At 41.9% G+C, this 25,208-nt stretch carries 18 protein-coding genes; 16 read left to right on the forward strand and 2 right to left on the reverse strand.

Going from position 1 to position 25,208, the window contains the following annotated elements; translation table 11 throughout:
- Positions 1–3 precede the first annotated feature (3 nt).
- Positions 4–732, reverse strand: a complete 729-nt coding sequence (locus tag G511_RS0109410; protein ID WP_028469412.1) for a hypothetical protein — start codon at positions 730–732, stop codon at positions 4–6.
- A gap of 421 nt (positions 733–1,153) precedes the next feature.
- Between G511_RS0109410 and G511_RS0109415 the strand changes: the two genes are divergently transcribed.
- The 5 genes from G511_RS0109415 to G511_RS0109435 all read left to right on the forward strand — a co-directional run bounded on the left by G511_RS0109415 (position 1,154) and on the right by G511_RS0109435 (position 10,705).
- Complete coding sequence (locus G511_RS0109415) at positions 1,154–4,024, forward strand: ATP-dependent helicase (protein WP_028469413.1); 2,871 nt, start codon at positions 1,154–1,156, stop codon at positions 4,022–4,024.
- Positions 4,024–5,916: a site-specific DNA-methyltransferase gene (locus G511_RS0109420; protein WP_051221808.1), complete on the forward strand. Its 1,893-nt coding sequence runs from the start codon at positions 4,024–4,026 to the stop codon at positions 5,914–5,916. Before G511_RS0109415 ends, G511_RS0109420 begins: the two co-directional genes overlap by 1 nt.
- Entirely contained in the window at positions 5,909–8,659 is a 2,751-nt protein-coding gene (locus G511_RS0109425; RefSeq protein ID WP_028469415.1) for a DEAD/DEAH box helicase family protein, read from the forward strand. The genes G511_RS0109420 and G511_RS0109425 overlap by 8 nt, the downstream gene beginning before the upstream one ends.
- 764 nt (positions 8,660–9,423) lie before the next feature.
- On the forward strand, positions 9,424–10,239 hold the full coding sequence (locus tag G511_RS22375; RefSeq protein WP_051221809.1) for an HNH endonuclease: 816 nt from the start codon (positions 9,424–9,426) through the stop codon (positions 10,237–10,239).
- Positions 10,240–10,297: 58 nt separating this feature from the next.
- Positions 10,298–10,705, forward strand: coding sequence for a hypothetical protein (locus tag G511_RS0109435; protein WP_028469416.1), 408 nt, complete (start codon positions 10,298–10,300; stop codon positions 10,703–10,705).
- A 6-nt stretch (positions 10,706–10,711) separates the two neighbouring features.
- On the opposite strand, the gene G511_RS24215 is transcribed toward G511_RS0109435, so the two are convergent.
- Entirely contained in the window at positions 10,712–10,900 is a 189-nt protein-coding gene (locus G511_RS24215) for a hypothetical protein (protein ID WP_084629060.1), read from the reverse strand.
- Positions 10,901–10,974: 74 nt separating this feature from the next.
- Here G511_RS24215 and G511_RS0109445 point away from each other — a divergent pair, with 74 nt between their 5' ends.
- From G511_RS0109445 to G511_RS22385, 11 genes are all read left to right on the forward strand, one after another.
- Positions 10,975–11,346: a hypothetical protein gene (locus G511_RS0109445; protein WP_028469417.1), complete on the forward strand. Its 372-nt coding sequence runs from the start codon at positions 10,975–10,977 to the stop codon at positions 11,344–11,346.
- A 545-nt stretch (positions 11,347–11,891) separates the two neighbouring features.
- On the forward strand, positions 11,892–12,185 hold the full coding sequence (locus tag G511_RS0109450) for a helix-turn-helix transcriptional regulator (protein ID WP_028469418.1): 294 nt from the start codon (positions 11,892–11,894) through the stop codon (positions 12,183–12,185).
- Positions 12,186–12,253: 68 nt separating this feature from the next.
- A complete protein-coding gene (locus tag G511_RS0109455) occupies positions 12,254–13,492 on the forward strand; it encodes a TniQ family protein (protein WP_028469419.1) in 1,239 nt (412 codons plus the stop codon).
- Positions 13,493–13,497: 5 nt separating this feature from the next.
- Positions 13,498–14,523 (forward strand): hypothetical protein, encoded by a 1,026-nt coding sequence (locus tag G511_RS0109460; protein WP_156905187.1) that lies wholly within the window; start codon positions 13,498–13,500, stop codon positions 14,521–14,523.
- Between the two features lie 6 nt (positions 14,524–14,529).
- Positions 14,530–15,579: a type I-F CRISPR-associated protein Csy2 gene (locus G511_RS0109465; protein ID WP_028469421.1), complete on the forward strand. Its 1,050-nt coding sequence runs from the start codon at positions 14,530–14,532 to the stop codon at positions 15,577–15,579.
- 10 nt (positions 15,580–15,589) lie between these two features.
- Positions 15,590–16,624, forward strand: a complete 1,035-nt coding sequence (csy3, locus tag G511_RS0109470; RefSeq protein WP_028469422.1) for a type I-F CRISPR-associated protein Csy3 — start codon at positions 15,590–15,592, stop codon at positions 16,622–16,624.
- Positions 16,621–17,226: a type I-F CRISPR-associated endoribonuclease Cas6/Csy4 gene (cas6f, locus tag G511_RS0109475; RefSeq protein ID WP_028469423.1), complete on the forward strand. Its 606-nt coding sequence runs from the start codon at positions 16,621–16,623 to the stop codon at positions 17,224–17,226. Before csy3 ends, cas6f begins: the two co-directional genes overlap by 4 nt.
- Positions 17,227–18,495: 1,269 nt before the next feature.
- On the forward strand, positions 18,496–20,718 hold the full coding sequence (locus G511_RS22380) for a type I secretion system permease/ATPase (RefSeq protein WP_281170414.1): 2,223 nt from the start codon (positions 18,496–18,498) through the stop codon (positions 20,716–20,718).
- Positions 20,715–22,076, forward strand: a complete 1,362-nt coding sequence (locus G511_RS0109485; protein ID WP_028469424.1) for an HlyD family type I secretion periplasmic adaptor subunit — start codon at positions 20,715–20,717, stop codon at positions 22,074–22,076. Before G511_RS22380 ends, G511_RS0109485 begins: the two co-directional genes overlap by 4 nt.
- Before the next feature lie 115 nt (positions 22,077–22,191).
- Positions 22,192–22,608, forward strand: a complete 417-nt coding sequence (locus G511_RS0109490) for a hypothetical protein (RefSeq protein ID WP_028469425.1) — start codon at positions 22,192–22,194, stop codon at positions 22,606–22,608.
- Positions 22,609–22,618: 10 nt separating this feature from the next.
- On the forward strand, positions 22,619–25,208 hold a 2,590-nt coding region (locus G511_RS22385), incomplete at its 3' end, for a calcium-binding protein (protein ID WP_036551766.1).

The raw sequence follows: 25,208 nt of genomic DNA on the forward strand, positions 1-25,208 counted from the left end.
GAGTTACCAGTCATTGAATAAAAGCTCTTTACACTCAGCGATGCTCACATCAATCAAACAGGGTTTGATCACTTTAGAAATATAAACGTAATTTTTATAGTCATATACGAAAGAAGACAGCATGACAAAGTACCTTTCCCGTTTTTTCAGTATTTTTCTTTCAATTATGGAACCACGAATTAGGCATGATATAGATTTATTTTCGTACCATAACCTGATAACGAAAAATTTATCCCCGTTTAATATTGCATATTTCTTGTAAATTGAATGTATGAGAAACCAACCAACCCTATTCACCTCTCCCTTTACAACAAGATCACTTGAGCACTCGCGGTTAGTCTTTCCATTAATTTGTTTTTTTAAAGATCCTCTTTTAATTAAGCAGTTTTTTTCAAACAAAGGTTTAACGCCACAACGCTTGTAGTGCTCATACAGCTTCTTATTAATTCCTTTTTGAGTTTGATGTTTAACCCAGCAGCCGTGTATATCCCACTGTGGTGGCGGTATATCATCAGCTAAGAAGCAACCACCCTTCTCAGCCCTCACAAAGTACACTTTCTTAGCACACCATATACATGTGGTTAAACCCAAAGTAGATTTTCGTGGCTTGTCATCTGAAGAGTGATCAATAAAACTCGGTGTATACCATGATGGTGTGTTTATTGAAGGCTGCGTTCCTTCAATAAACACCCTCCTACCATCTCGTAGCGTTACCCAATGACCAGAAGGCATTCATAGCTCCCTTTTGTTCCAATCCGTAGCCGTACACATTAAAACCAATTACCTCTGAAACCAACAACATTTCAATAGCAAAAAAGTAAACAACATAATCTGATTACCTTTAATAAAGTTAATATATAGTTATGAATAATCAAAATATAATTTTAATTATCACCCTTTGTCGTAAACTCTTTCAATTGTCATGTAGACCCCTTTGATTTGTATTATGATAATGCCGGCTATTCATAACACCGCTACTAAAGCTATTGATAAGCCTCACCTTTAACGAATGACCGCCATATGGAGTTGCAAGCCTTTCGCTATTCAGTTGTGTCCGAACATAGCTATGCTAAAAATATCCGTCACAAGGTGCTGAAAAACAGCGGTTATTGAAGTTCGTTTTTCCCACGCTGTAAACAATGGAAGTTAATAGATGTCATTAGCCAACCCCCAACAGTCGGAAGCTATCAACCATACCCAGGGTCCGCTGTTGATCATAGCGGGTCCAGGCTCCGGTAAGACCTTTACCCTCGTAGAGAGAATTATCAATTTAATTCAAAACCATGGTGTAGAATCTGAAGCTTTATTTGTTGTGACCTTTACCGAAAAGGCAGCACAAGAGCTAACAACAAGAATATCGAATCGCTTGTTAGAGCTGAATATTGATTTCAATCTCAACGAAATGTTCTTAGGTACCTTTCACTCTATTTGTTTAAGAATCATCGAAGACTATCGAGAGTACACACGCCTTAAGCGCAGCTTCGTACTGATGGATCAATTCGATCAACAATACTTCCTGTACCAAAACCTTCGTGAATTCCGTGAAATAGAAAAGTCTTCTCAAATTTTAGGTGAAGACCGAACACCTATGTGGGCTAAGTCTGAAAGCTTACTCCAATGGATAAACAAAGTTACTGAAGAAGCGATTGATCACCAAAGGCTAATCGACTCGAACGATACTGCTCTGATAGCTCTAGGGGAATGCTATGACCTTTATCAGCGTAAGCTCGATGAGCATAACGCTTTAGACTTCTCAACAATTCAGCTCGAAGCTTTAAATCTGTTACGTAATAACCCTGTGGTTCTTGAATCACTGAAAGGTCGAATTCAGTATCTAATGGTCGATGAGTATCAGGATACCAATACCATTCAAGAGATGATCCTCATGCTCTTGATGGGTGAAGATCAAAATCTCTGTGTGGTGGGCGATGACGACCAAGCCTTATATCGTTTTCGTGGTGCAACTATACGTAATATTTTACAGTTCCCAGATAACTTCGAGAACAATAAATGTAAGCAAATAGCGCTGGTCACAAACTACCGCTCTCACCCTGATATCATTCGTTTCTATAATCGATGGATGAGTGATCAGGTATGGGAAGTAAATAACCAACGCTATCGCTATACCAAGCAGATCAAGCCCAGAGAAGAAGAATTCGAAGCTGGCCCTACAGTCATTACTGCAATATCAGAAGTAGGCGATACTTGGGCCGATGAGGTCTATTCATTACTCATTAACTTGAAGACTGATGGAAAGCTGACTGATTGGAATCAGGTTGCTTTCCTATTTAGATCAGTAAAAAGCGATAACGTAAAAGCCCTTGCTCAAGGATTGGAAGAACGAGGTATTCCCGTTTACTCCCCGAGAGCTAACTTGTTTTTTGAACGAGATGAAATACGCTTAATGCTGGGTGCGTTGATGTTGGTATTCCCGCAGTTTCGTTCTATTCGAGCCCCTAAGGAAGGGGTCGAGCTAGCGATATGGAACTACTACGATCAGCAGTGCCTCCAACCCTTCATGGAAGAGGTTGCTAAGCCTGAGCAGAGTGATTTGCTAGCATGGTGCCAAGTTCACGCTAGGCGTCATTTAGGACTAAGTAAGAACGCTGACTATGCATTTAGCGGTTTGTTCTATGAGTTATTACAGTTTCCCTTATTTGCTAACTACCTCGATACAGAAGCGGGCAACCCTAGGGCTCAACGCAACCTTGCGACTATGTCGCAGTTATTGGCTAAGTTTGAATACTTACATCATATAAGTGTATTAAGTCCAAAGTATCTAGAAGGTAACCTTCGAGGTCTCTTCAATCAGTTCTTTAAGTTTTTAAAAGATGGCGGCATCGACGAATATGAAGATGCCTCAGAGTACGCACCGTCTGGCCATGTATCATTCTTAACTATTCACCAATCCAAAGGGCTAGAGTTCCCCGTGGTGATGGTAGGCTCGCTAGGCTCATCGCCTCGTAAACAATACAAAGACCTAGATGAAGTCCTTGAACAGGGTTATCTAAACCGTGAGTCGTTTGAACCGCTGGAGTCGACTAAATTCTTTGATTTTTGGCGCTTGTACTACACCGCCTTTTCAAGAGCGCAGAACTTGCTAGTGCTTACCGATCAGGAACGACAAGGCACGGGTAGAACACCGTCGAAGCACTTTACTCACTATGTTGATGAGTTGCCCTCGTGGCGCGACTGCAAAGAGAGTATTAATCAGTTAAGTCTAGAGCTAGTGAAAGATGTTAATATCAAAAATGAGTATGCCTTTACATCTCATATCACTCTTTTCGAAACCTGTGCTGAGCAATACCGCTTCTTTAAAGATCTTGAGTTTCAGCCGATTAAAGCGAGTCCTATGCTATTCGGTACATTGGTGCATGAGACCTTAGAAGATATTCATAAAGCAGCATTACGAAACGAAGAGCATCTGATAACAAGAGAGAATATCGAAGCGTGGTTTTACGATAACTACCGTAACCTAGCAAATAAGGAACGGATGTATCTTGGTGAATCGACACTAGGGGCGGCGTTGAAACACGTAATGCGCTACGTAGATCGTAGGCAAGACAATTGGTCAAACATCAAAGAGTGTGAAGTCGATATCTCATTAGTAAAAGGTCAGTACATTCTTAAGGGAAGTGTGGATTTGATTGTTGGTGAGAATAACACCGTAGAGGTAATCGATTTTAAGTCAGAGAAAAAGCCCGATATGGAAAAGGATGCTGAGCGCATCAAACACCATAAGCGTCAGCTAGAGGTCTATGCTCATTTGATCGAAGAGCGAACGGGTCACAAAGTAAGCAAAATGCATTTGTATTTTACGGGTGTTGAAAGTGGTATACCGACCATCTCTTTTAGTAAAGATGGATCGTCAATAGATAGTACGGTCAAAGTCTTTGACAATATAGTAAACAGAATAGAAAACAAGAATTTTGAAATGGCAGAGCGACCAGCTAAGACTTGTGTCGACTGCGATATGAAAGCCTATTGTGATAGAAAGAATTGGGAATTTAAGGAAACAGCCTGATGTCAGAGCAGAATACGTTAAACCTGGGTGCAGCAGGTGGTGTGGATAGTGTTGAGAAGTATAAGTTTGAACCAATCAAGGGCTATCCTATGCTTCATTGGCATGGTAAGAGACCGTTTGCATCAACCCAGTATTACCCTGCTCAAAAGAAAGAGGTATACGGCGAAGAAATTAATGGCTGGATAAACAAGGTATTCTGGGGTGACAACCTTCAGGTTATGAGTCACCTTCTTAAAGAGTATAGGGGGGCAGTTGACCTGATTTACATAGATCCTCCTTTTGATTCAAAAGCTGAATATAAGAAAAAGATAAAGCTACGAGGCCGAAAGTTAGAGGGTGGTCAAAATAGCTTTGAAGAGAAACAATACTCAGACATATGGAATAATGATGAGTATCTTCAATTTATGTATGAACGAATTATTTTATCCCGGGAGCTTCTTAAGGATACAGGAACTATGTATCTGCATTGCGATTATAGGCGTTCTCATCACCTACGTTGCATAATGGATGAGGTTTTTGGAAGTGGGAATCTAGTCTCTGAAATTGTTTGGAGGAGATCGACTAGTACTGGTTCGTCAAAGGCAAGGTCAAATAAGTACCCGTCCAATCATGATGTGATTTTAATGTATGGGAAAACTTCAGGTTATAAGTATAGCAAGCAATATGTTCCGTATTCTGAAGAGTACGTGAAGAGGTTTAAGTTTGATGATGGCGATGGTCGAGGTCTGTATAGAGTGGATAACCTTAGCACATATTCCCAGGCTACTTTACAAAAATTGAAAGATGATAATAGGTTGGTTATCCCGAAAACAGAAGGGGCTAACTATGGTTATAAAAGGTATATAAAAGAGACGAAAGGGATAGTGGTTGACGATGTGTTTACTCAAGAAGTGGATGATACATGGTTGGATATAAATTTTGTTAATCCAATGGCTGAGGAGGGTACGGGTTATCCGACGCAGAAGCCAGAAACTTTGCTAGAGAGAATAATAAATACATCAACAGAAGAGGGTGACTTAGTCTTTGACTTCTTTATGGGGTCAGGAACCACTTTGAATGCAGCCTTGAATGCTGGTCGTAGATTTATTGGTGCGGACATTAATTTTTCGTCAGTTCAGATTGCAACGAAAAGAATACTGTCAAGTATCGAGGCGGCGAGTGATGGTAGAGATCTTCTTGGTGATCTTGACTTGAGATACCCGTCTCTTGAGGTGTTTAACGTTAATAACTACGATTTATTTAAGAATCCTTTGGAAGCTAAAGAGTTACTACTTGAGATTCTTGAGGTTGATTCTCTATCAGGTACGGTTTATGACGGTCAGAAGGATGGGTATATGGTCAAGATCCTTCCAGTGAACCGGATAGCTACTCGTGAAGATCTAAATGAGCTGATTTCAAATTTTCCATATAAGGTATTCGAGAAAAGAAAAGAAGATAATCCGACTAAACCGGTGGAATCAATTATGCTGGTGTGTATGGGGCATGAGCCAGATATTAGGGCTCACTTGATACAAGAGTCTGGCTACAAGCTTAACGTAGAAGTTGTAGATGTATTGCGTGATAAATCAGAGGTTGAATTTAAGAGAGAGTCTGAATGCGAAATGAGTTTGGAGGGTGGTGATTTAGAGGTTGTTTCATTTTATCCGATGAATTTAATGCAGAAGTTAAGTATGCAAAAGGAGTCGGTTGGTGAGTGGCGTGAGCTTGTAGAATCAATTGTGATTGACTGGAACTATGGTGGGGCTTCGATGGAGCCGAGTGTGGTTGATGTTCCGGGTAAGAATGATTTTGTTCAAGGCACGTATGAAATTCCAGAAGACGCTGGCACGATAAAGATTAAAATTACTGATGTTCTATCGGAGTCTTATGAGGAGATTATCCAGCATGGCTGATACACCTCAAGACAATTTCGATCTTAACAATGCTTTTTATCTTCATTTGATGATGTTTTACCGGAAGAATAGAGGTCTGGTTCGCAACCATTATCGAAAGTTAAGTAAAGCCTTTCTTGACTACAACGACCCACAAAGGCCTGGTAGTTTTCTGCGTGACCCTCAGTTCGAGGCCCTAGAGATATATGTTTTTCTCAAGGAGTTTTTAAATAACGCTCCTGTATATAAGTTATTCGAAGACTGGTACGCCGACGAAGGGCAATTTAAAGGGAGAGTTTTTGATAACAAGGACCGCCAGAGCGATATGCTCTGGTCGTTATCTGAGAAACAGTATAAGGGCATCTTCAAACAGATGAAGGCGGCTAATAATGGCCGGATATACCCCAACTATATTTTCGCGCTGACTATGGGTACAGGTAAAACCATTTTGATGGCGACCTGTATTTTCTATGAATTCCTGTTGGCCAATAAATACCCAAAAGATAAGCGCTATATCCACAATGCACTGGTATTTGCCCCTGATAAAACCGTATTGCAATCACTGCGAGAGTTGGAGTCGTTCGACCACGGTAAGGTCATCCCGCCTGAATACCTGAATGTCATTACGACAAAATTCCACTATCTCGAAGATGCCGGTGTTTCTCTTAACACTCTGGATGGCTCAAGATTTAATATCGTTGTATCCAATTCTCAAAAGATTATTCTTAAACGTAAGAATGCAGAGCAAACAGCAACCGATAAGTTATTTTCTGCGAGTAAAGAAATTTATAAAAAAGATGACCTTGGTGCCGATATGGCAGCGCTACTTAATCTTGGTGAAAGCGATTCTATTGAAGCTCCTCAGGAAGAAGGTGAACTTGTAACAAATCAGCGCTTTGAAAAATTACGCCGCTTAGAAAATCTCGGTATCTTTGTAGATGAGGCCCATCACGCTTTCGGTGCAAAGCTCGCTAAAGATATGGGTATCAAAGCTGACGCAGCGCAAAATAGCTTGCGTAAAACTATTGATGAGTTAGCTCTGAGTTTACAGAAACGTGGTTCACAACTGGTAGCTTGTCATAACTACACGGGTACACCGTATGTTGGTAAGGATGTATTACCTGAAGTGGTTTATGCCTATGGCCTTAAAGAAGCAATTGATAAGAACTATCTGAAGAAGGTTGTGCTTAACGGCTATAGCAATACCAAGGAACCAGAGTTCCTTGATCTAGCGATAACGGACTTTCTTAAGCAGACCGAAGGTAAGCGCCCTGAAGGGATGCTACCTAAGATGGCGATCTTCGGAACTACGGTTCAGGAAGTTCAAGAAGAAATCCGCCCTGCTGTAGAAGCTATATTAGCTAAGCATGGTATTCCTTCTGATAGAATTTTAGTAAACGTTGGCGATAGCAAAGTCACGACTAATGATGATATTCGAGAGTTCAATAAACTTGATACAAAGAGCTCTGCTAAACAGTTTGTTCTTTTGGTGAATAAGGGTCGAGAAGGCTGGAACTGTCGCTCACTGTTCTCTGTGGCGCTTCACAGAAGCCCTAAGTCTAAGGTTTTCGTATTGCAAGCAACGATGCGCTGCTTGCGATCGATTGGTAATGTTCAAGAAACAGGTCATGTATATCTAACTAACGATAACATGGCGCTATTAGACAAAGAGCTACGAGCTAACTTTAGAATCAGTACTGATGAATTAAAAGCAGTAGGTAAAGATAAGGTCAGGGTCGAAATTCGACCAATACAGCCGATAGAGAAAATAAAACTAAAGCGTATTAAACGCAGCTTTAAAATGAAAGAGAAAGTGCTTAAAGAGGGTGAAGAGCTTGGCCTTGGTAGCATTGATCTATCGCGCTATCGAATCATGCACCAACGCATGGAAGGCCTTAGTCACGATGAATTTACTAATCGGCCTAAGGTTGTTAGTGAGATCTCTTATATCAAAGAGCCTATGGCATTTACGGAATATAACCTAACGGCTGAAATCTCACGTTATCTCAATAAACCTTGCTTGCAGATTAATAAGATTATCAAGTCTACTCAAGAAGACTTTGACGGTGTTCTAACGCTGGTTAATCAGTTTAATGAAGTTCTATACGACCATATCATTCCGCGCCTTTTCAAGCTGCTTTATGATATTGAATCAGAGCAGGAAGAGCAGGAAGAGCAGGAGTACGAAGTAGCTCTAGTTAAAGAGCCGCCTGTATTCCCAGGCTATTATGAAATGAATGCTGCTAAAGACATGATTGTTGGTATTAACTTACCTAAGCCTCAGCGTCTTGGTAATTCCATTGAGGGGACTAACGACATCAGTGGTGGCTATCTCTCGAACAAAGTAGAGAAGAACCCAGCGGTTCAAGAATACTTAGAGAACTCTTTTCACTTGGATAACTATTGCTTTGACTCAATACCAGAGAGAGATTTCTTCTGGCATATCTTGCATTCTAAAACGATTGATAAGATTTGGTTTACTGGCATGCTAACTCATGGACAATCTGAGTTCTATATTCAGTACGTAGATCCTGATACTCATAGAGTAAGAAGTTACTATCCAGATTTTTTGATTCGCAAAAAAGATGGGTCGTTAGTAATGGTTGAGATCAAAGGTGAAAATATGATTGATCATCCTACCGTTAAAGCTAAGCAGGAATATGCTGAAATGATTGCTAAGGCAAGTGATGTTGAAATGTCTTATGAGATCATTCCGGGTCAACAGGCTAAAGATGGAAACTTCGATCGAAGCTTCTTGAACTAAATAACACGTCTCAAATCTACTTATGCAAATAGGATCAGTCAAAAACCGAATTCTATTTGCTATCTACACTAAGAAAATAATTTCCCCAACACCCTTGTGTCAGGCTAGTTGTCACTCATGTGTGGCACAAACTCTCTCTGTTGTGTTTCATAGCAGCGTGAGATTATCCGGCACGGCGTGAGCGGTGCGGGCTTTGTTCAGGAGAATTTAGCGAAGTCACTGGCACCGCATAGGCCATACGTGTTGTTTTCACCAGATTTTGCATAAAGTTACTTCCGAAAAAGGCTAAATGGTAGTTTGTAAAAAACTACCATTAACAGCTGCCAAAGAGCATGAAATAGAAAGATAAAATCAGCAGGCATGCCGCCTTATTTGCTATTGGAATGGGTTCTGCAGCACGTCTGCTCTGTGGTGTGGATTCAGTGGATCAGCGACTTCAATAGCTCGGAGTCGATCAAGCGTTTCGACAAGTTGTGCGTGAAGCAGTCATTGTCAGTAACCCTAAACCTAATGAAAGGCAAATCAAGCACTAAATTATTGATCTTTATAACTAACGAACTATGATTATAAAATAGGGATTAAATGTATCGGGCAGCGGACTGGCTCTTTTTTTTTGTAAAACTCACGCCTGTTTAGATTCACTTATCTCTTTGAATTATAGAAATTATTGCTTATGTAGCTTTACTTGGAATTCAATTAGGGTGCCAAAGTGATAGTAATCCATAGGCTCTTGAAAGCTGTTATATCTCAAGGGAGGTTTTATTGTGGCAGTGAATCAGGTTGAAAGGGCTTGTCGCGCTTGGCCAATACTAGCGAAAAGGGCTGCTAGTCGCTCCACAATTACTTACGGTGAACTTGGCGAGGTTCTCGGAGTACATCATCGTGCTATCCGTTATGTTCTCAGCGTGATTCAAGATTATTGCATTGAGGTACGGCTACCACCACTGACCATACTTATAGTGAACGCATCGGGCTTGCCCGGAACTGGGTTTATTGCGTTTGATTTGGATGACTTTGAGGAAGGACTGGAAAAAGTCTACGATTTCGACTGGAGTGGAGTTGAAAACCCATTTGTTTTTTCCAAATATGGGGATTCATATCAATCTATTGTCACTTCGCTTATCCACGATCCAGATAGCGCCTCAGGTATTTATACACGGATTAAATCGAGAGGTATCAAACAGATTATATTCCGAGATGCGCTGCTCAAAGCATATTCTCGACGCTGTGCATTTACTGAAATTGCCCTACCAGAAGCACTGGAGGCATGTCATATCGTACCTTGGTCGCAAGCATCCCCAGGAGAACGGCTGGATGTGCGAAACGGTATTCTACTCAATAGTTTTCATCACAAGCTGATTGATTGTGGTTACATTACTTTGACGTCGGGTTATCGCATTGTGTACTACGATTCTGATGAGAAAAAGCGGGTTTATTCGAATATTGACAGGGCACTCACTTCGAGGCTACATGGTAAATCAATGCATCTACCTCATAGGCTAATACACCGACCAGCTGAGGAATACATCACAAGACACCACCAAATCATGGGCTGGAAGGCAGAAAATCTTGAGATCTAACAAGTCACATAAGGCTGGCGCGTCGCTTGGTTCAAAGTTATAAATTTTAGAGGGAATTATGCACATCGAATGCCCGTCATGCGAGACAGATAACAAAATTGAACTTGGTGACAATATTGTATGCAGTGAATGTAGAGAATCTTTTGCTGGGTATTCTTACAGGAAGTTTAAAAAACCATTGATAACAGCAACTACGGCATTCGTCATTGGTGCATTTGGCGTATACAAAGCGGATCAAATATTCTTTGAAGATCAAAGATACCCTATTCATGTTGAGTACGAGCTTATAGATAGTTGTGTTAACTCTTCACGCACGTTGATGAATTCCTATCGAAAAATTGATAAGACTCAAGTGTGTGTATGTGCTCTTGGTAAGACAATGGAAGAGGTCAGTTATAAAGAATTACAGAAAAGCGAGTCAGAGTTTCTGACTCGCTTTAGAAATAGCATAGCTAGTTGTAATTAGTTATTTTCATTTAGGCCGGTTGTTACCGCGTCCGCCGCCAGACGGTCTACCTGTTGTGCTAGGTCCATTTGGCGGAGTGGCGGCTGCCGACTGGGCTCTTGCTGCAAAAGATCCTTTAGGCACTGCGCCCCCGTTTGCTTTAGCGGTTGCAGATTGTATGCGGGATGCAGCGGCGTTTGACATTGATTTGGACATGTTAGTCTCCTAGATTAGTGTCTGTTTGTGTCCCCGCTGGGACATTTATAATATTAGAGCGATGAAAAAGACAAATGGGGACAAAGCAAACAACTTTAGAGCTTAAGTATCAGATTAAAGAGTTGGTGACTGAGCTAGGCTGGTCTCAGAATAGGCTTGCTCAAATTGTATACACCGAGATGAATGATTGGGATGACGATGATGCGATTTTAAAATTTCAGGAACGGCTAAAAAAAGAACTTCAGAGAAGTACAACAAAACCTGAGAAGTTACAAAGGTACTTGGAAATAATAGTTAGCCACCCTGAAGCTCAAAAATTGGATATCGTTCTTAACAAGTATGTACCACAAGGCTCAATTACCGCTTCTCTGAGTAGATGCATGGGTGACATATCCCAAGAAATTGACAGCGCTTATAATAAAGCACTGCGCCGGAGTAGCCGATAAACGCGGCGCTTATGTAGTCCTCACAGCGCGTGGATAAGGTTAGCATGACACAGACTCAGAGGGATTATCCGGCCGGAGTAGGCGATGCAGGCCTTATTCAGGGATGTTTAGCTGGGGAGACTGACACACGAGAGTTACCTTCTGCATCATAGACCTTAAATAACCCGCGAAACTTAGCATCAGTAAGCAGTCGTGTTCGCAGATTATCCCCCGAAGTGAACGAATCGACCTGAATTTGGCCGGATTGCATTCGATCAGCTATTCATTCGCTCTGATCAGGGCACGTTAATAACTATTAACGCACTTACAGTCTGAGGTATGTCCTAGCCCGAGAATTTTTTTTAGATCGAATAGTTTATATTTCCAGACGTAAATGTATTCGTCTTAGCAACTTCTTTTTGCCGATCATGTACCAATTAACTTGGCATAAACTAAAAAACCGTTCTTATATATTCGCTCATGAAACAATACTAAGTATTGCTTAGTATCAAATTGCCTGTAATACTAAGAAAATCTTAGCTCCATTCCATTGATAGTTAAGATAAATGAATAGTCCATTGGCACACAGATTGAGGTCTGCTCGACAGGTCGCCAATCTTACACAGCAACAACTTGGTATTCGGCTTGGTATGGATCCCAACACTGCAAGCGCAAGAATGAATCAATATGAGAAGGGTAAGCATGCTCCTGATTATCAAACTGCTAAGCGGATGGCGGATGAGTTAGGTGTACCTGTTGCATATCTCTATTGTGATGATGATCAATTGGCAGAGTTGATTTGTGTTATCGCTAAGCTAAAAGAGTCCGAAAAAGCAGAGTTGTTAGAAAAGCTGAGGTAGAGAGCTGTTATGCATTAACAGTTTCCATATGGGCTGTAGATGGTAACGAATAGTGAATACGAGGTCGTATGCAGCTACTTGTCAGGCCAGAACCTTATGAAGATGAATCGTTAGAGAGCTACTTACTTCGGCTCTCATCGGCTAATTTTCTTGAATCCTACCGGCTACTCAGCGGATCTATTCGGGAGTGGTTATGGGAAAATGACCGCGATGCTGCCGGTGCATTTCCTCTCGCTTTATCTCAAATCAATGTTTACCACGCCAAACAAAGTAGTAGTTTTCGTATACGTGCGATCCGCTTGGTTGAGTCTTTGGCTGGTTTAGACCGGCTACCGTTACTGAAATTAGCGATTCTTAACTCTTCTGATAAATACGGTAATGGCTTGAGTGCTGTTGTCCGTAATGGTGTTTTTATACCTCGTTGTTTTTTACGCAATGACGGTATCCCTGTTTGCCCTCAGTGCTTAGCTGAGTCCGCTTATATTCGCCAGCATTGGCACTTTTTACATTATTCAGCCTGCGTTGAGCATGAATGCGCATTGCTGGAGCGCTGCCCAGCTTGTAAAGCGACGCTGAATTATTTAGATCATGAACAAATTGAAACATGTACCTGTGGCTTCGAGTTGAAGACTGCCGTCGTTGAAAGTGCTAATGATGACTCACTGAAACTGAGCCAAATAGTGGTAGGGCGCACCTCTAACACAGAAAGCGCTTTATCTAGTGAACCATTGCTCTCAATTAGGTACGGCGCGTTGTTGTGGTATTACTTGAGAACAAGCAAAGGATTGGAGACGGATAAAAAGATTGAACCTGCATGCTTTCAGGGTGCGCTTGTGTATTTTAGTCGTTGGCCTGAATCACTCAATAATGAGCTACAAAGCTGTGCTGATACAGCAGAGCAGCGCTTAATAGCGGGCTTCAACAAAACTTCATTTCAACATGTTTTCGGCAATATCATTTTATCTGCTAGTCATTTCCCGAGTGAGCATGTGAGCCAGAACTTTATACTGGATGAAATATTGGCATTCCTTGCTGCACTAGTCTTAGATAACCCAAAAACAAAGCAAGCCAATATAGCTGATGTGTTGCTATCTGTAGCAGAGGTTTCTGTTGTTCTTGCGACATCTCATGAGCAAGTTTACCGCTTATACCAGGAGGGGTTTCTGGAGCTCTCGTTCCGGCTGCCGAGCAAAACTAAACTTGGTACTCATTCCCCTGCATTTTATCTGCGTCAGGTCTTTGAGTTTCGGGCAGCGCATGGTCAACCATCATCACAAACCCAGAACGCCTATCTTTCAGGGTGGTAATGAATATGGATTTTCTCCAGTTACTTAACCTTAACGATCAAGATGAGCGAACTCTAAAGATACGCAAAGCCTTCGCGCCTTACTCGCCGTTAGTGGATGTAACCGGCAACGAGGTTTTAGCCCTGGTGGTTTTTCTGAATCTGACGTTAAAGCGGGATACTGTTGAATACCTGTTAGATGAAAAACTTGCCAAAGCTACGCTAAAAAACCAGAAGCATCTGGATACTTATGTATCAGAAGTACGTTGGTTGCATAGTCATAATTTAAAATATCCTGATACCAGAGTATCTGGGCAGCGTTTGATAGTAGAAGCCCAACCAATAACAGAGGGCGTTATTTCTTCGTCACTATTTCCACAGATGCTTGGTTGGTTTCACAATGCCAGTGCGGTGAATAAAGCGAAGTTGCTTGGATCATCTTTTTTATGGCAGCAGAGGGTGTTTAACCTAGCAAATTTACTTCTTGAAAAAGAACTTGTATGGCAAAAGGCATTTCAAGCCTTAGGAATGACGCAGAGCCAAGTGTATGAGCTAAGAGAGCAAATTCAGCAGACAATAAACGAAAGCCAGGTGCCTTCAGAGGTGAGTGATTTTTCACCGCAGGTACGTTTCCCCTATGAAGGCAACTATATTTCCATTACGCCAGTGGTATCTCATGCAGTACAAGCATCACTTCAGCAGCATAGATTCCAACACGTAGGGCATTTTGCTGATGTTAGTCATGCTCACCCTGCGAGTGTGGGGGATTTGGGTTCATCGCTTGGGGGGCATATTTCTGTATTGAATTGCCCACCACCTGTTTGGCCTTCAAATACAAGCAACCTGCATCATTCAAGGCTGGCCAGAGTCTCGGCAGGAAAAGAAGTTTTTGAAATCGGGGCTATCCGTAATAAAGCTTTTCTGCAGGCCCTAGACGCATTGGCGACAAGTAACAGGCAACAAACACGACAACTAAGAAAGAAGAGTCGAGTTGCTAGCTTACGATTTATTAGAAAGAAATTGGCAGAGTGGATTGCCCCACTTATTGAGTAGAGGGAGGTGTGCCAGGAAAATGCTTACAACATTGATGATTGCGGAATTGGTGTATTAGAACGCCAGTTATTAGAAATCGACTATGACCAATACCCAACGTTGATCTCTGTATTAAACCAGCGTTTACACCAGCAATTACAAAGGGGTAACACAACGTCAAAATATGCTTATCACCCTCAGCTATTGGCGCCTCTGAAAAGTCAGCTCTTATGGCTTTTGAGAAGCTTTGGGAAGGTAGCAACACCACCTGAAGTCCACTCATCTTCGTCACAGTATTTGTATCTCCAAGGGTTGCGTGTGTTTGATGCCAGATCATTAGCAAACCCTTATCTCAATGGTGTTCCTTCACTAACCGCCTTATGGGGCTTTGCGCATAATTTTCAAAGACGAATGAATAAGCTGATGAGCCGTAACCTTCGAGTAAAGGGTGTAGCTTGGTTTATACGTGGTTATTCAGCAAAGCCAACGTCAAAGTTACCTGAGTTTTCTGTTCTGAAAAGAGATGATCAATCCATAAAACGCCCTGGTGTGATTACATCGAGATACTGCGATGTAGTCATGGATGTTGTTCTTGAGCTTGAAAGGAGTGACGAAGAAGTATTGCTCACGAGTGCCGATGTACAGTTTTTACAGGCGGCGCTGCCTTCTGCTTTCGCCGGTGGGTGCTTACAACCCCCATCTTTATATGAGAGCAAGGACTGGTGTAAAGTTTACTCAGATCGGCAGTTATTATTTTCTACATTAGTACGGCTACCAAGAAATGGCTGTTGGGTATGCCCGTCAAAAACGAAGCTAAAGGGCTTTGACGATATATTTGAAAGCTGTAGTCAGGATAGTTTTGAAAAACCAGCAATGGTGGGATATGCGTTACTGGAAGAGCCTTTAGAGCGCTATGGAAGCATTGAGCAGCATCATGCTGTTGCTGAGTCGCTTATTGGTATGGTCAGTTGTAAATCAGCCATTGAGATGCGTTTGAAAGGGGAGAAGGCATTTCTCAACGACTCATTTTGGAATATCTATTCAGAGAAAAGATGTATTCTTATAAAAAAAGCATAAGGTGGGCGTTATGGAGCTCTGCAAGCATCTTAGTTATCAGCGATCGCTGAGCCCTAGTAAAGCGGTCTTTTTTTATAAGACTGATGTGAGTGAGTTTGAACCTTTGCAGGTTGAAACTAATCATATCCAAGGTCAAAAATGTTCCCACTCAGAAGCGTACCAATCGGGAAACCAGCCTAAAAACATCCAACCCCAAGATTTGGCTTATAGCAATCCTGTCACGATAGAGACTTGTTATGTTCCGCCTACTGTTAATGAGCTGTATTGTCGTTTTTCTCTAAGAGTAGAAGCTAACTCTCTTCATCCTTTGGTTTGCAGCGATGAGTCAGTGCATCTTCTTCTGTATGAGTTGGCAGATAAATACAAAGCTGCAGGAGGGTACCTACAGCTTGCTGAGCGCTATTGTAAGAACATATTGTTGGGTGGTTGGTTATGGCGAAACCAACACGCAAGATCTATGCAGATAGAAATACTAACGTCTGATGATCAGTCTTTTGTGATTGAAGATGCCACTACATTAACCTGGGACAATTGGCCAAAAAAAGAAAGCTGCATTCTTAAAGCACTAGCTGCTGGTATGGCGTCTGCTTTAACAGACCCAAGTGTTTTTTGGTTCGCGGATATTACCGCCAAGATACAGACCACGTTTTGCCAAGAGATCATACCTAGCCAATGTTTTACCGACCATGTGGCGAGAGGTGAAGCATCGCGCCAATATGCAAAGGTTGAGTTACCTGATGGAAGAAACGCCGCGAGCTTTAATGCAGAGAAGGTAGGCGCGGCAATTCAGACCATTGATGATTGGTGGGTAGAAGGGTCGGAGAAAAAGCTACGAGTTCACGAATATGGAGCTGACCGCCGCTTTATTATCGCTCAACGCCGCCCGGATAAAGGCAATGATTTTTACTCCCTTATTAGACATTGTGAAGAATATATAACGTTATTGGCAGACCTTAAGAAAGGGAGTTCCATACCTGATAATATCCATTATGTGATGTCAGTTCTTGTAAAAGCAGGCATGTTTCAGAAAGGAAAATCCGGATGAAGCGCTACTTTTTTTGTGTGAAGTATCTTTTGGATGAATCTGATCCACAGTTGCTGGCAGGGCGTTGTGTCACCATTTTGCATGGTTATATGCTTAGGCATTCGATCAGTAATATTGGTGTTAGTTTTCCTCAGTGGAGCTACGAATCATTAGGTTTGTCTATTGCTTTTGTTGGCGATGATTTAGCGCACTTACGTACATTACGAGCCCAGTCGTATTTTCAGATGATGTCTGATGAAGGCTTTTTTGCAATAACTGAGGTTATGCAGGTGCCTGATAATCTGCAAGAAGTACGGTTTATTCGTAATCAATCAGTAGCGAAGCTATTTGCAGGAGAAAAGAGACGTAGATTGGCGAGAGCAAAGCGACGAGCAGAAGAACGTGGTGATGTTTTTGATCCGGAAAGCTTTAAAAGCTGGCGTGAAATAGAGCGTTTTCATAGTGTCCAAGCTGACAGTAAAAGCAATGGACAAGGTTTTATACTGCATATCCAAAAAGAGAACCCTGAGAGTACACTTGAAGATAAGCTTAGTACGGAGTTTAATAATTATGGATTTGCTACGAACGTTAATATTAGAGGAACGGTTCCTGATCTAAGTTAATATGTAGTAAAATCAATAAGTTAATTATTCAGCATTATTTAATGGTCAAAGTTGTGTTTTGCTTCTATCAGGTTGAATAGTAAGGAATAATAAAGATTATTGTTGAGTGTACTGCCGAGTAGGCAGCTGAAAAGTGCAGGCTGGTTCGCCAATTGCAACGCTGTTTGTGTACTGCCGAGTAGGCAGCTGAAAATAGGACTGGAAGAAAGCAACCACATCGGTTTATAAAATACTGCCGGAAGGCAGAACGCTTTTGATGTTTTTTGATACTGTCTGAGAAGGGGACTGGTAGGATTTCTGTATAAATATCAGTTCTCTTGTAAGCTTTTTTTATAAAAATAAGCAGTATCTCATTGCATTACGCTTTTTCTAGCTCGCTAATACTGTTTATTCTTTGATGTGAATTTTATCGATAATAGTATTGAGGTAAGGACTGGAGGTAAGCAAGCACACCGGTCTGTTAAGTGCTGGCGTGAGGTAGTAACTTATTAAATTATCACACGGTAAACGCTGGCTAATATTTAGTTTTTTGTCATTAAGGAATGTGAACCCCCTTAGATAACGATGGAATGCTAATTTTGGACTTCCTCGTACTATGCTGATAAGGTTTATTTGTAGAAATGAAGCGAGATTAGCGATGGACCACTCATTATTTATCGTTATAACAGTATCCGTGTTTGCGGTTGTTGTTTGTGGGTTTGGGCTCGCAGTCCATTACGCTCATAAGCATTACGGCGAACACGATAGCAAATAAACTATTCCTTATTAGGAAACGTAGTAGCTATTTGAAACCAGAAAACTCGATCTTTGAAATTAAGATCATATTTACCAGTATTAAATATTATTTAATCAACTACAGGATTTGAAAGAGAGGCTTATCATGGAGGAGAGTGCATCTGACCATTCTTACGTGAATCAAGGTCAAGTAATGAAGGCCAATCATTAGTCTTTGAAAGAAATCCTCCGCTTCTGTTTAATTCTTAACATCCCCTGTAAATATAAAAGGCTGATGATTCATGGCATTAGACTTAAACTCTTGCCTGTATCGTTTTCTCTTGCTTATAAGTGCCTCAATATGAAGTTACATTGTCACTAATTTAGTGTCTAACAACGCTTGGGAAGTGCAGTGATTTTAATCAATGAAATACAAGCACTTTACGGTGATCCTGATGTATTGATAAACAGACCTTAGTCTGATATCGTCGAAACATCATTTCAGGGATCTGAAATGGCATTATGGATGATAGATTTAATTAAAAGGACGTTGCTTTGTCTTCGAATTCGAATGAGAGGCCTGTTGACACAGGTCTAGCTTGTCTCATTATGGTGGCCCGCTTTTACCAAGTCGCGGCAGACCCTGCACAAATACACCATCAGTTTGGTACTCACGATAAACCTTTAGACGAAACCGCCCTTATTAGAGCGACGCGTCACTTGCGTTTAAAAGCCAAAGCCGTCACTACCTCCCTAGATAAGCTCGAAAAACTGGCCTTGCCTGCCATCGCCGAAGATAAAAGCGGCGGCTACTTTATTTTGGCGCGCGCTGGCGGCGGCAAGGTATTAATTCAGGATCCTTTGTCCAATAAACCCGAAATGCTCACAGAAGAAGATTTTTTATCGCGATGGAGTGGCCGTTTACTAATGGTGACACGCCGTTCGGTGATACCGGGTATGAGCGGCAAGTTTGATATAAGTTGGTTTGTTCCCTCAATCATCAAATACAAAAAAATCCTGGTTCAAGTATTGATAGCGTCTTTCTTTATACAGCTATTTGCCTTGATAACGCCGCTATTTTTCCAGGTAATCATCGATAAAGTACTCGTACACCAAGGGCTGACTACACTCGATGTACTCTGCTTTGGTTTAATCGTGGTGTCTTTGTTTGATGTGATCTTAAACGGGTTGCGTACCTATGTGTTCTCACATACCACGAATCGAGTGGATGTGACGTTAGGCTCAAAGCTTTTTAGCCATTTATTACGGCTGCCCATCTCTTTTTATAACAGCCGACAAGTCGGTAATACGGTTGCTCGGGTACGTGAGCTGGATACCATCCGTGAATTTATTACCGGCTCAGCATTAACCCTCGTGATTGACCTACTCTTTACCGTTATCTTCTTTGTGGTTATGTATTACTATAGCCCTACATTAACCTGGATAGTGCTGGGCTCTATTCCGCTTTATATTATTTTATCGGTTGGCATTACCCCGGTATTACGCAATCGCCTTAATGAAAAGTTTAAACGCGGTGCCGAAAACCAAGCCTTCCTAGTCGAATCAATATCCGGGGTAGAAACACTTAAATCCATGGCCGTAGAACCGCAGATGCAACGCCGTTGGGAAGAACAGATCGCCGCCTATGTCTCTGCCTCATTTAAAGCGACCAACCTAGGTAACATTGCCAGCCAAACCGCCGGTTTTATCAATAAAACAGTCACCGTGCTTATCTTATGGGTAGGCGCCACTCTGGTGATTGCTGGCAGTTTAAGTGTTGGGCAGTTAATCGCCTTTAATATGCTAGCAGGGCGGGTAAGTGCCCCTATCTTACGCTTGGTGCAACTGTGGCAAGATTTCCAGCAGGCAAGTATCTCACTTGATCGATTAGGCGATATCCTCAACACACCCACAGAGCCCGGACATAACCCTAACCGAACCACCTTGCCTGAGTTGCAAGGGCGGGTGACATTCGAGCATATTACCTTTCGTTACCAACCCGACCGGCCCGAGGTATTAAAAGATCTCTCATTAGCCGTTAATGCAGGGGAGATTATCGGTATTGTGGGTCGCTCCGGTTCAGGTAAAAGCACCCTGACTAAACTCGTGCAGCGCCTCTATGTACCGGAATCCGGACGTGTATTGGTTGATGGCGTGGACGTAGCGCAAGTTGAGCCTGCATGGCTACGCCGTCAAATAGGCGTGGTATTACAAGAGAACGTGCTCTTTAACCGCTCCGTGAAAGATAACATCGCACTGGCCGACCCTAGCTTACCCATGGACCGAGTTATCCATGCCGCACAATTGGCCGGTGCACACGACTTTATATTGCAGCTTCCTGATGGGTACGACACCGTTGTAGGAGAGCAAGGCTCCTCATTATCCGGCGGGCAAAAGCAACGTATAGCGATTGCGCGTGCGTTGATCACCAACCCACGTATTTTGATTTTTGATGAAGCCACCAGTGCGCTGGATTACGAATCCGAACGCATCATCCAGGACAACATGCGTGCCATCTGCCAAAACCGGACTGTCTTCATTATCGCGCACAGGCTTTCTACCGTACGCATGGCAGACCGAATTATTGTGGTAGAGCAAGGCCGTATCATGGAAAGAGGCAATCACGATCAACTCATCGAACATAACGGCTACTACGCACGCCTCTATGGTTACCAAAATCATGTACCGGCTATGCGCTCACCCATCACAACCTCTAAGCGTGATCAGGCAAGCAAAGGCCAAGCCAGCAACGCTCAAGCCAATGAGGCTGTCACATGAAAAAACCATCGGGCGCAAAAGAGGCACAAACACGAGAAGTCCTCACCCAAGACGATATTTATCAATTTTTACCCGCAGCAATAGAGGTCGAACAAACCCCCGCATCACCGGCGGGGCGCGCGATTATCTGGGCGATTGTGACTCTTTTTATGCTGGCAGCTTTATGGGCCTTCTTTGGTAAAGTGGATATAGTCGCGGTGGCGTCCGGTAAAATCATTCCCAGTGAACACATCAAACAAATCCAACCGCTAGAAGCGGGGAAAATAAAACAGATCCATGTACGCGAAGGTCAGCAAGTCAAACAAGGCGACCCGCTCATTACACTGGATGCTATACAAACCGCCGCTGATGAAGAGCGCTTACGTCATGAGCTACAAGACCGACACGCCACCGAAACGCGTTTAAAGGCCTTTGAGCACTGGTTAGCGAATGACTATCCATCAGACGTAAATGCAGATGCAACAGCTATGAGTTCATCGCAATATAACTTGTTATCGCAACAACGCATGGAATTTACGGCGCGTCTTAATGCCCTTAAAAATGAGCAGATGAGGCAACGTGCTGAGCAAGAAATGACGCAAGCTGAAATCAACAAAAAAAAGCGTATTATCCCGGTATTAAGCGAACGGGTAGGCGCGTTAAACACCTTACGTAAAAAAGAATACGCCTCGCGCCTACAATACCTAGAACTAAAACAAGAACTCATCGAAGAAGAGCAAGACTTACTCATCCAAAAAGCGCGTTATAAACAGCTAAACGCTTCGGTTCAACTCACCCAAAACCAAATAGACACACTGACATCCGAGCAGCGCAAAAACAACCTCACACAGCTTCAGGATACGCAGTTACAAATAGCCGGTGTGGAGCAAGAACTGATAAAAGCTACTGAGCGTAATCAACAGCAGCAACTCATCTCGCCCATCAGTGGTCAAGTACAACAACTGGCCGTACACACTATTGGTGGTGTCGTTACACCTGCACAAGCATTAATGGTAATTGTGCCAAAACAAAGCCAAGTAGAGATGGATGCACTCATACTCAATAAAGACATCGGTTTTGTACATGAAGGGCAAAAAGCAGCGGTAAAAATAGACACCTTCAACTTCACCAAATACGGCTTAATAGACGCCGAAATACTCACCCTATCAGACGATGCCATACAAGATGAAAACCTCGGGCTAGTATATAGCGCCCGTATTAAACTACATCAAGACGGCCTACAAATAGACGACCGCTGGGTAAAACTCTCCCCAGGCATGTCGGCCACTAGTGAGATTAAAACCGGCAAACGCCGTTTGATTGAATACTTTTTATCGCCGTTGTTGAGATATAAGCAGGAAAGTGTGAGGGAGCGGTAGTGATCAAAATACAATTATGATTGTAGAACATAACGAAAATTTTAACTTTAAAATATTACGATTATTAATTAAAGAACAATAGATTAGTTATATTCACTAGCAGTAGGTATTCAAGATGAAAAAAAAAATATTGCCTATTTTATTTATATTAGTTTCATCTTTCATTAGCGGTTGTGATACTAAAAAGGTGGAAATAATTATGCCTAAAGAAGGGCTTCTTGAGGAAGTTTTAGATTTAAGAAATAAAGGTAATGATACAAAAATTGATATTTCTAATATTGTTAATAAACATATAAGTATTGGAGGAAGTCTAAAAGATGTATTAGAAGTTCTTCATGCAAATGGTTTTGATTACAAAGCATTAGATGATAGAGCGCCAGAAAGTAGTAATTATGATCAGATTGTATTGGCTACATACGATACTCGTTCATGGAGCGACTTAGGCTTTGGCTACATTATAAAAATCATCGTGAAAGTTAGAAAAGAAAAAGTTGTAAATATACATGGAACTTTAATTTACATGCACTTATAGGATATTTTTCATGGAAAAAATAGAAGTTTTTTATACTAAAATAAGCGAGATAAGAGGGACTAAGTATTATCACAAATATATTGTTTACACAGACTCAAATGGCAAAAAAACTGCAGCTAGAGGTGGGCCGGGTGCGACGCCAGTTGGCGATCAGTTTAGTAATTTAACGGGGGCACAATCTGGTGTGGCAGTTAGTGGTGATTCACCTTTTGGGAATATAGTCACAGACCATGGTAGTTACGACAAAGGCTTTATAGATTACGATGATAAAGGAAAAGATTCGGGAGAAGTAATTGCAAGTGGATCGGATTTATCTGACTCATGGGACGATATAACACAAGCAATGGATGATATAGAAAGCGAAAGTCATCCATACCGACCTATTACTCAAAATTCTAATACGACTGTCGATGAGGCGTTAGATAGAGCTGGGTTAAATCAGCCTGCTAAAGATGGTTTTGATGATAACTGGTCACCAGGGTCGGGAGATGATCTTTGGACAGCGCCTTCTCCTCAAGATGTGGTGGATGAATATAACCGCCTGGCAGTTTGGGCTGAAGAGCTAGCCAATGAAAGTGCCGATGCAGCTGAGGCAGTTCTAGATGATGTCGGGAATTGGCTGGATGAACAAGTAGGTAATATTGTAGATAATATAGAAGAAGGAAGTGATGCTGTTGTTGAAGGGGCATCTGAATTTGCTGATGCCTTTGCTGAGAAATACAAGCAATTAAAAGAAGAAAGCCTCAGTGATGCAAAAGACTTTTTGAAAGATAATTTAGATAATTTAGGTGATTTAGCTAAAAAAGCTCGAGATATCTTTGATGATGTAGCAAATGAAGCTGGTGACTTCATTGACGATGTTAAAGACTTTTTTGATCGATCCGCAGCAATCAGAAATTATGCTTCTCCATTAGTTTTTGATTTAGATGGTAATGGCATTGAACTTACTTCGCTTGACAGCTCGACGGTTCAGTTTGATCTAGATGCAAATGGTTTTGCAGAAACTACGGGTTGGGTTTCCCCTAATGATGGCATCTTAGTTTTTGATAGAAATCATAATGGTTCGATTGATAATGGACATGAGTTGTTCGGGAATTACACGTTAATCAATGGCGGAAATGACATTGCATTAGATGGGTTTTCTGCACTATCTGATCTCGATACAAACGGCGATAGTATTATTAATGCCTCTGATCAACAGTTTTCGGAACTTAAGATATGGCAAGATGCGAATCAGGATGGAAAATCTGATAGCTCAGAACTTTCTCTGCTCAATAACCTAAACATCTCTAGTATAAACCTCAATGCAAGTAGTTCGAATCAAGTTGTTAATGGTAACTTGGTACCTCTCGTCTCTACCTTTACCCGTAATGACGGGTCCACAGGGGATGTCGGGGACGTATTTTTCCAAGTAGATAAAATTAATTCTGAGTTTGTCGGTGAATACTCACTTACTTTAGATGCTTTACTTTCTCCTAGTGTCAGAGGTTATGGCAATGTAGCTGATTTACACGTTGCAGCAAGTCAAAACGAGAACCTCCTAGCATTAGTACAAGACTTTTCTAATGTTGATTTTATAGGAGGTTACGGGAATTTAGTCTCAGATGTGGAAGCAATAATATTCGAGTGGACTGGTACATCCAATATAGATCCTAATAGTCGAGGCGGTATTTTTGATGCGCGAAAACTTGAAGCGCTAGAAGCATTTCTGAGTACTGATTTTAGAAATTTCATGGGAAGTGGTGATCCTAGGTCTCAAAACGTTACTGGTCTAAATGCTGCTTGGAATAAGCTGTTCGACCATATACAAGCCTCATTGGTAATTCAAAGCTTCGGAGCTGATATATACAGCTCAGCCTCATATTCATTCACTACGGACTCAATTAACTTCAGCCAAACTATAGACGTGGTTGTTGCAGAGCTGAAAGCCAAACAACCTCAAGGAACCTCAAATTCCGTAGCTTACTGGTTAAACAACCACCGTGTATTGAATGCCTTAGCAGATATCTTTGTAGCTGATATAGGAACAACCATTTCAGATGCTCTAGAAGGAACCCTTTTAGAAGCAGTTGGAGGTAAGTTTGGAAGCGAACATATTACCGGGAGCGAAGGAAATGATGTTCTGACTCAAAGTGGTTCATCTGGTTTTATTATCACTGCTGGGGGAGGCAATGATACGCTTAATAGTGGAAGTGGTAACAACTTACTCTACGGTGAGGCCGGTGACGATACTCTGCAGTCAACTGGTGGTAGCGATACCCTTTTGGGTGGGGCCGGAGATGATACCTTAATAACCCATGGTGTCGGCGATGATATTTTGGATGGAGGCGCCGGTAATGACACCCTTACTGCTGGTTCTTACTCTAATGCGGTACTGTTAGGTGGAGAGGGTGATGATACGCTGAGTGTCTACAACAGTAAGTACACTAAGGATCGCCAATACAGTCACACGGGAGGTAAAGGGAACGATCAGATCAATGGTTTTTATGGGGCTGATACTTACCATTTTAATCGAGGAGATGGCCAGGATACGATTTATGATTACAGTGGAGGTTACAGTAACGAAGACCGGATTGTGTTTGGTGCGGGTATAGCTGCTA

This window comes from Neptunomonas japonica DSM 18939, from assembly GCF_000422765.1.
Taxonomy (GTDB): domain Bacteria; phylum Pseudomonadota; class Gammaproteobacteria; order Pseudomonadales; family Balneatricaceae; genus Neptunomonas; species Neptunomonas japonica.

Bases quoted from the DNA above. Each gene is read 5' to 3' on its own strand.
- G511_RS0109410 (WP_028469412.1), bottom strand. From the start codon at position 732: ATGCCTTCTGGTCATTGGGTAACGCTACGAGATGGTAGGAGGGTGTTT.
- G511_RS0109415 (WP_028469413.1), top strand. From the start codon at position 1,154: ATGTCATTAGCCAACCCCCAACAGTCGGAAGCTATCAACCATACCCAG.
- csy3 (WP_028469422.1), top strand. From the start codon at position 15,590: ATGGAGCTCTGCAAGCATCTTAGTTATCAGCGATCGCTGAGCCCTAGT.
- G511_RS0109445 (WP_028469417.1), top strand. From the start codon at position 10,975: ATGGGGACAAAGCAAACAACTTTAGAGCTTAAGTATCAGATTAAAGAG.
- G511_RS0109455 (WP_028469419.1), top strand. From the start codon at position 12,254: ATGCAGCTACTTGTCAGGCCAGAACCTTATGAAGATGAATCGTTAGAG.
- G511_RS24215 (WP_084629060.1), bottom strand. From the start codon at position 10,900: ATGTCCAAATCAATGTCAAACGCCGCTGCATCCCGCATACAATCTGCA.
- G511_RS0109420 (WP_051221808.1), top strand. From the start codon at position 4,024: ATGTCAGAGCAGAATACGTTAAACCTGGGTGCAGCAGGTGGTGTGGAT.
- G511_RS0109460 (WP_156905187.1), top strand. From the start codon at position 13,498: ATGGATTTTCTCCAGTTACTTAACCTTAACGATCAAGATGAGCGAACT.
- cas6f (WP_028469423.1), top strand. From the start codon at position 16,621: ATGAAGCGCTACTTTTTTTGTGTGAAGTATCTTTTGGATGAATCTGAT.
- G511_RS0109435 (WP_028469416.1), top strand. From the start codon at position 10,298: ATGCACATCGAATGCCCGTCATGCGAGACAGATAACAAAATTGAACTT.
- G511_RS0109450 (WP_028469418.1), top strand. From the start codon at position 11,892: ATGAATAGTCCATTGGCACACAGATTGAGGTCTGCTCGACAGGTCGCC.
- G511_RS0109425 (WP_028469415.1), top strand. From the start codon at position 5,909: ATGGCTGATACACCTCAAGACAATTTCGATCTTAACAATGCTTTTTAT.
- G511_RS0109485 (WP_028469424.1), top strand. From the start codon at position 20,715: ATGAAAAAACCATCGGGCGCAAAAGAGGCACAAACACGAGAAGTCCTC.
- G511_RS0109490 (WP_028469425.1), top strand. From the start codon at position 22,192: ATGAAAAAAAAAATATTGCCTATTTTATTTATATTAGTTTCATCTTTC.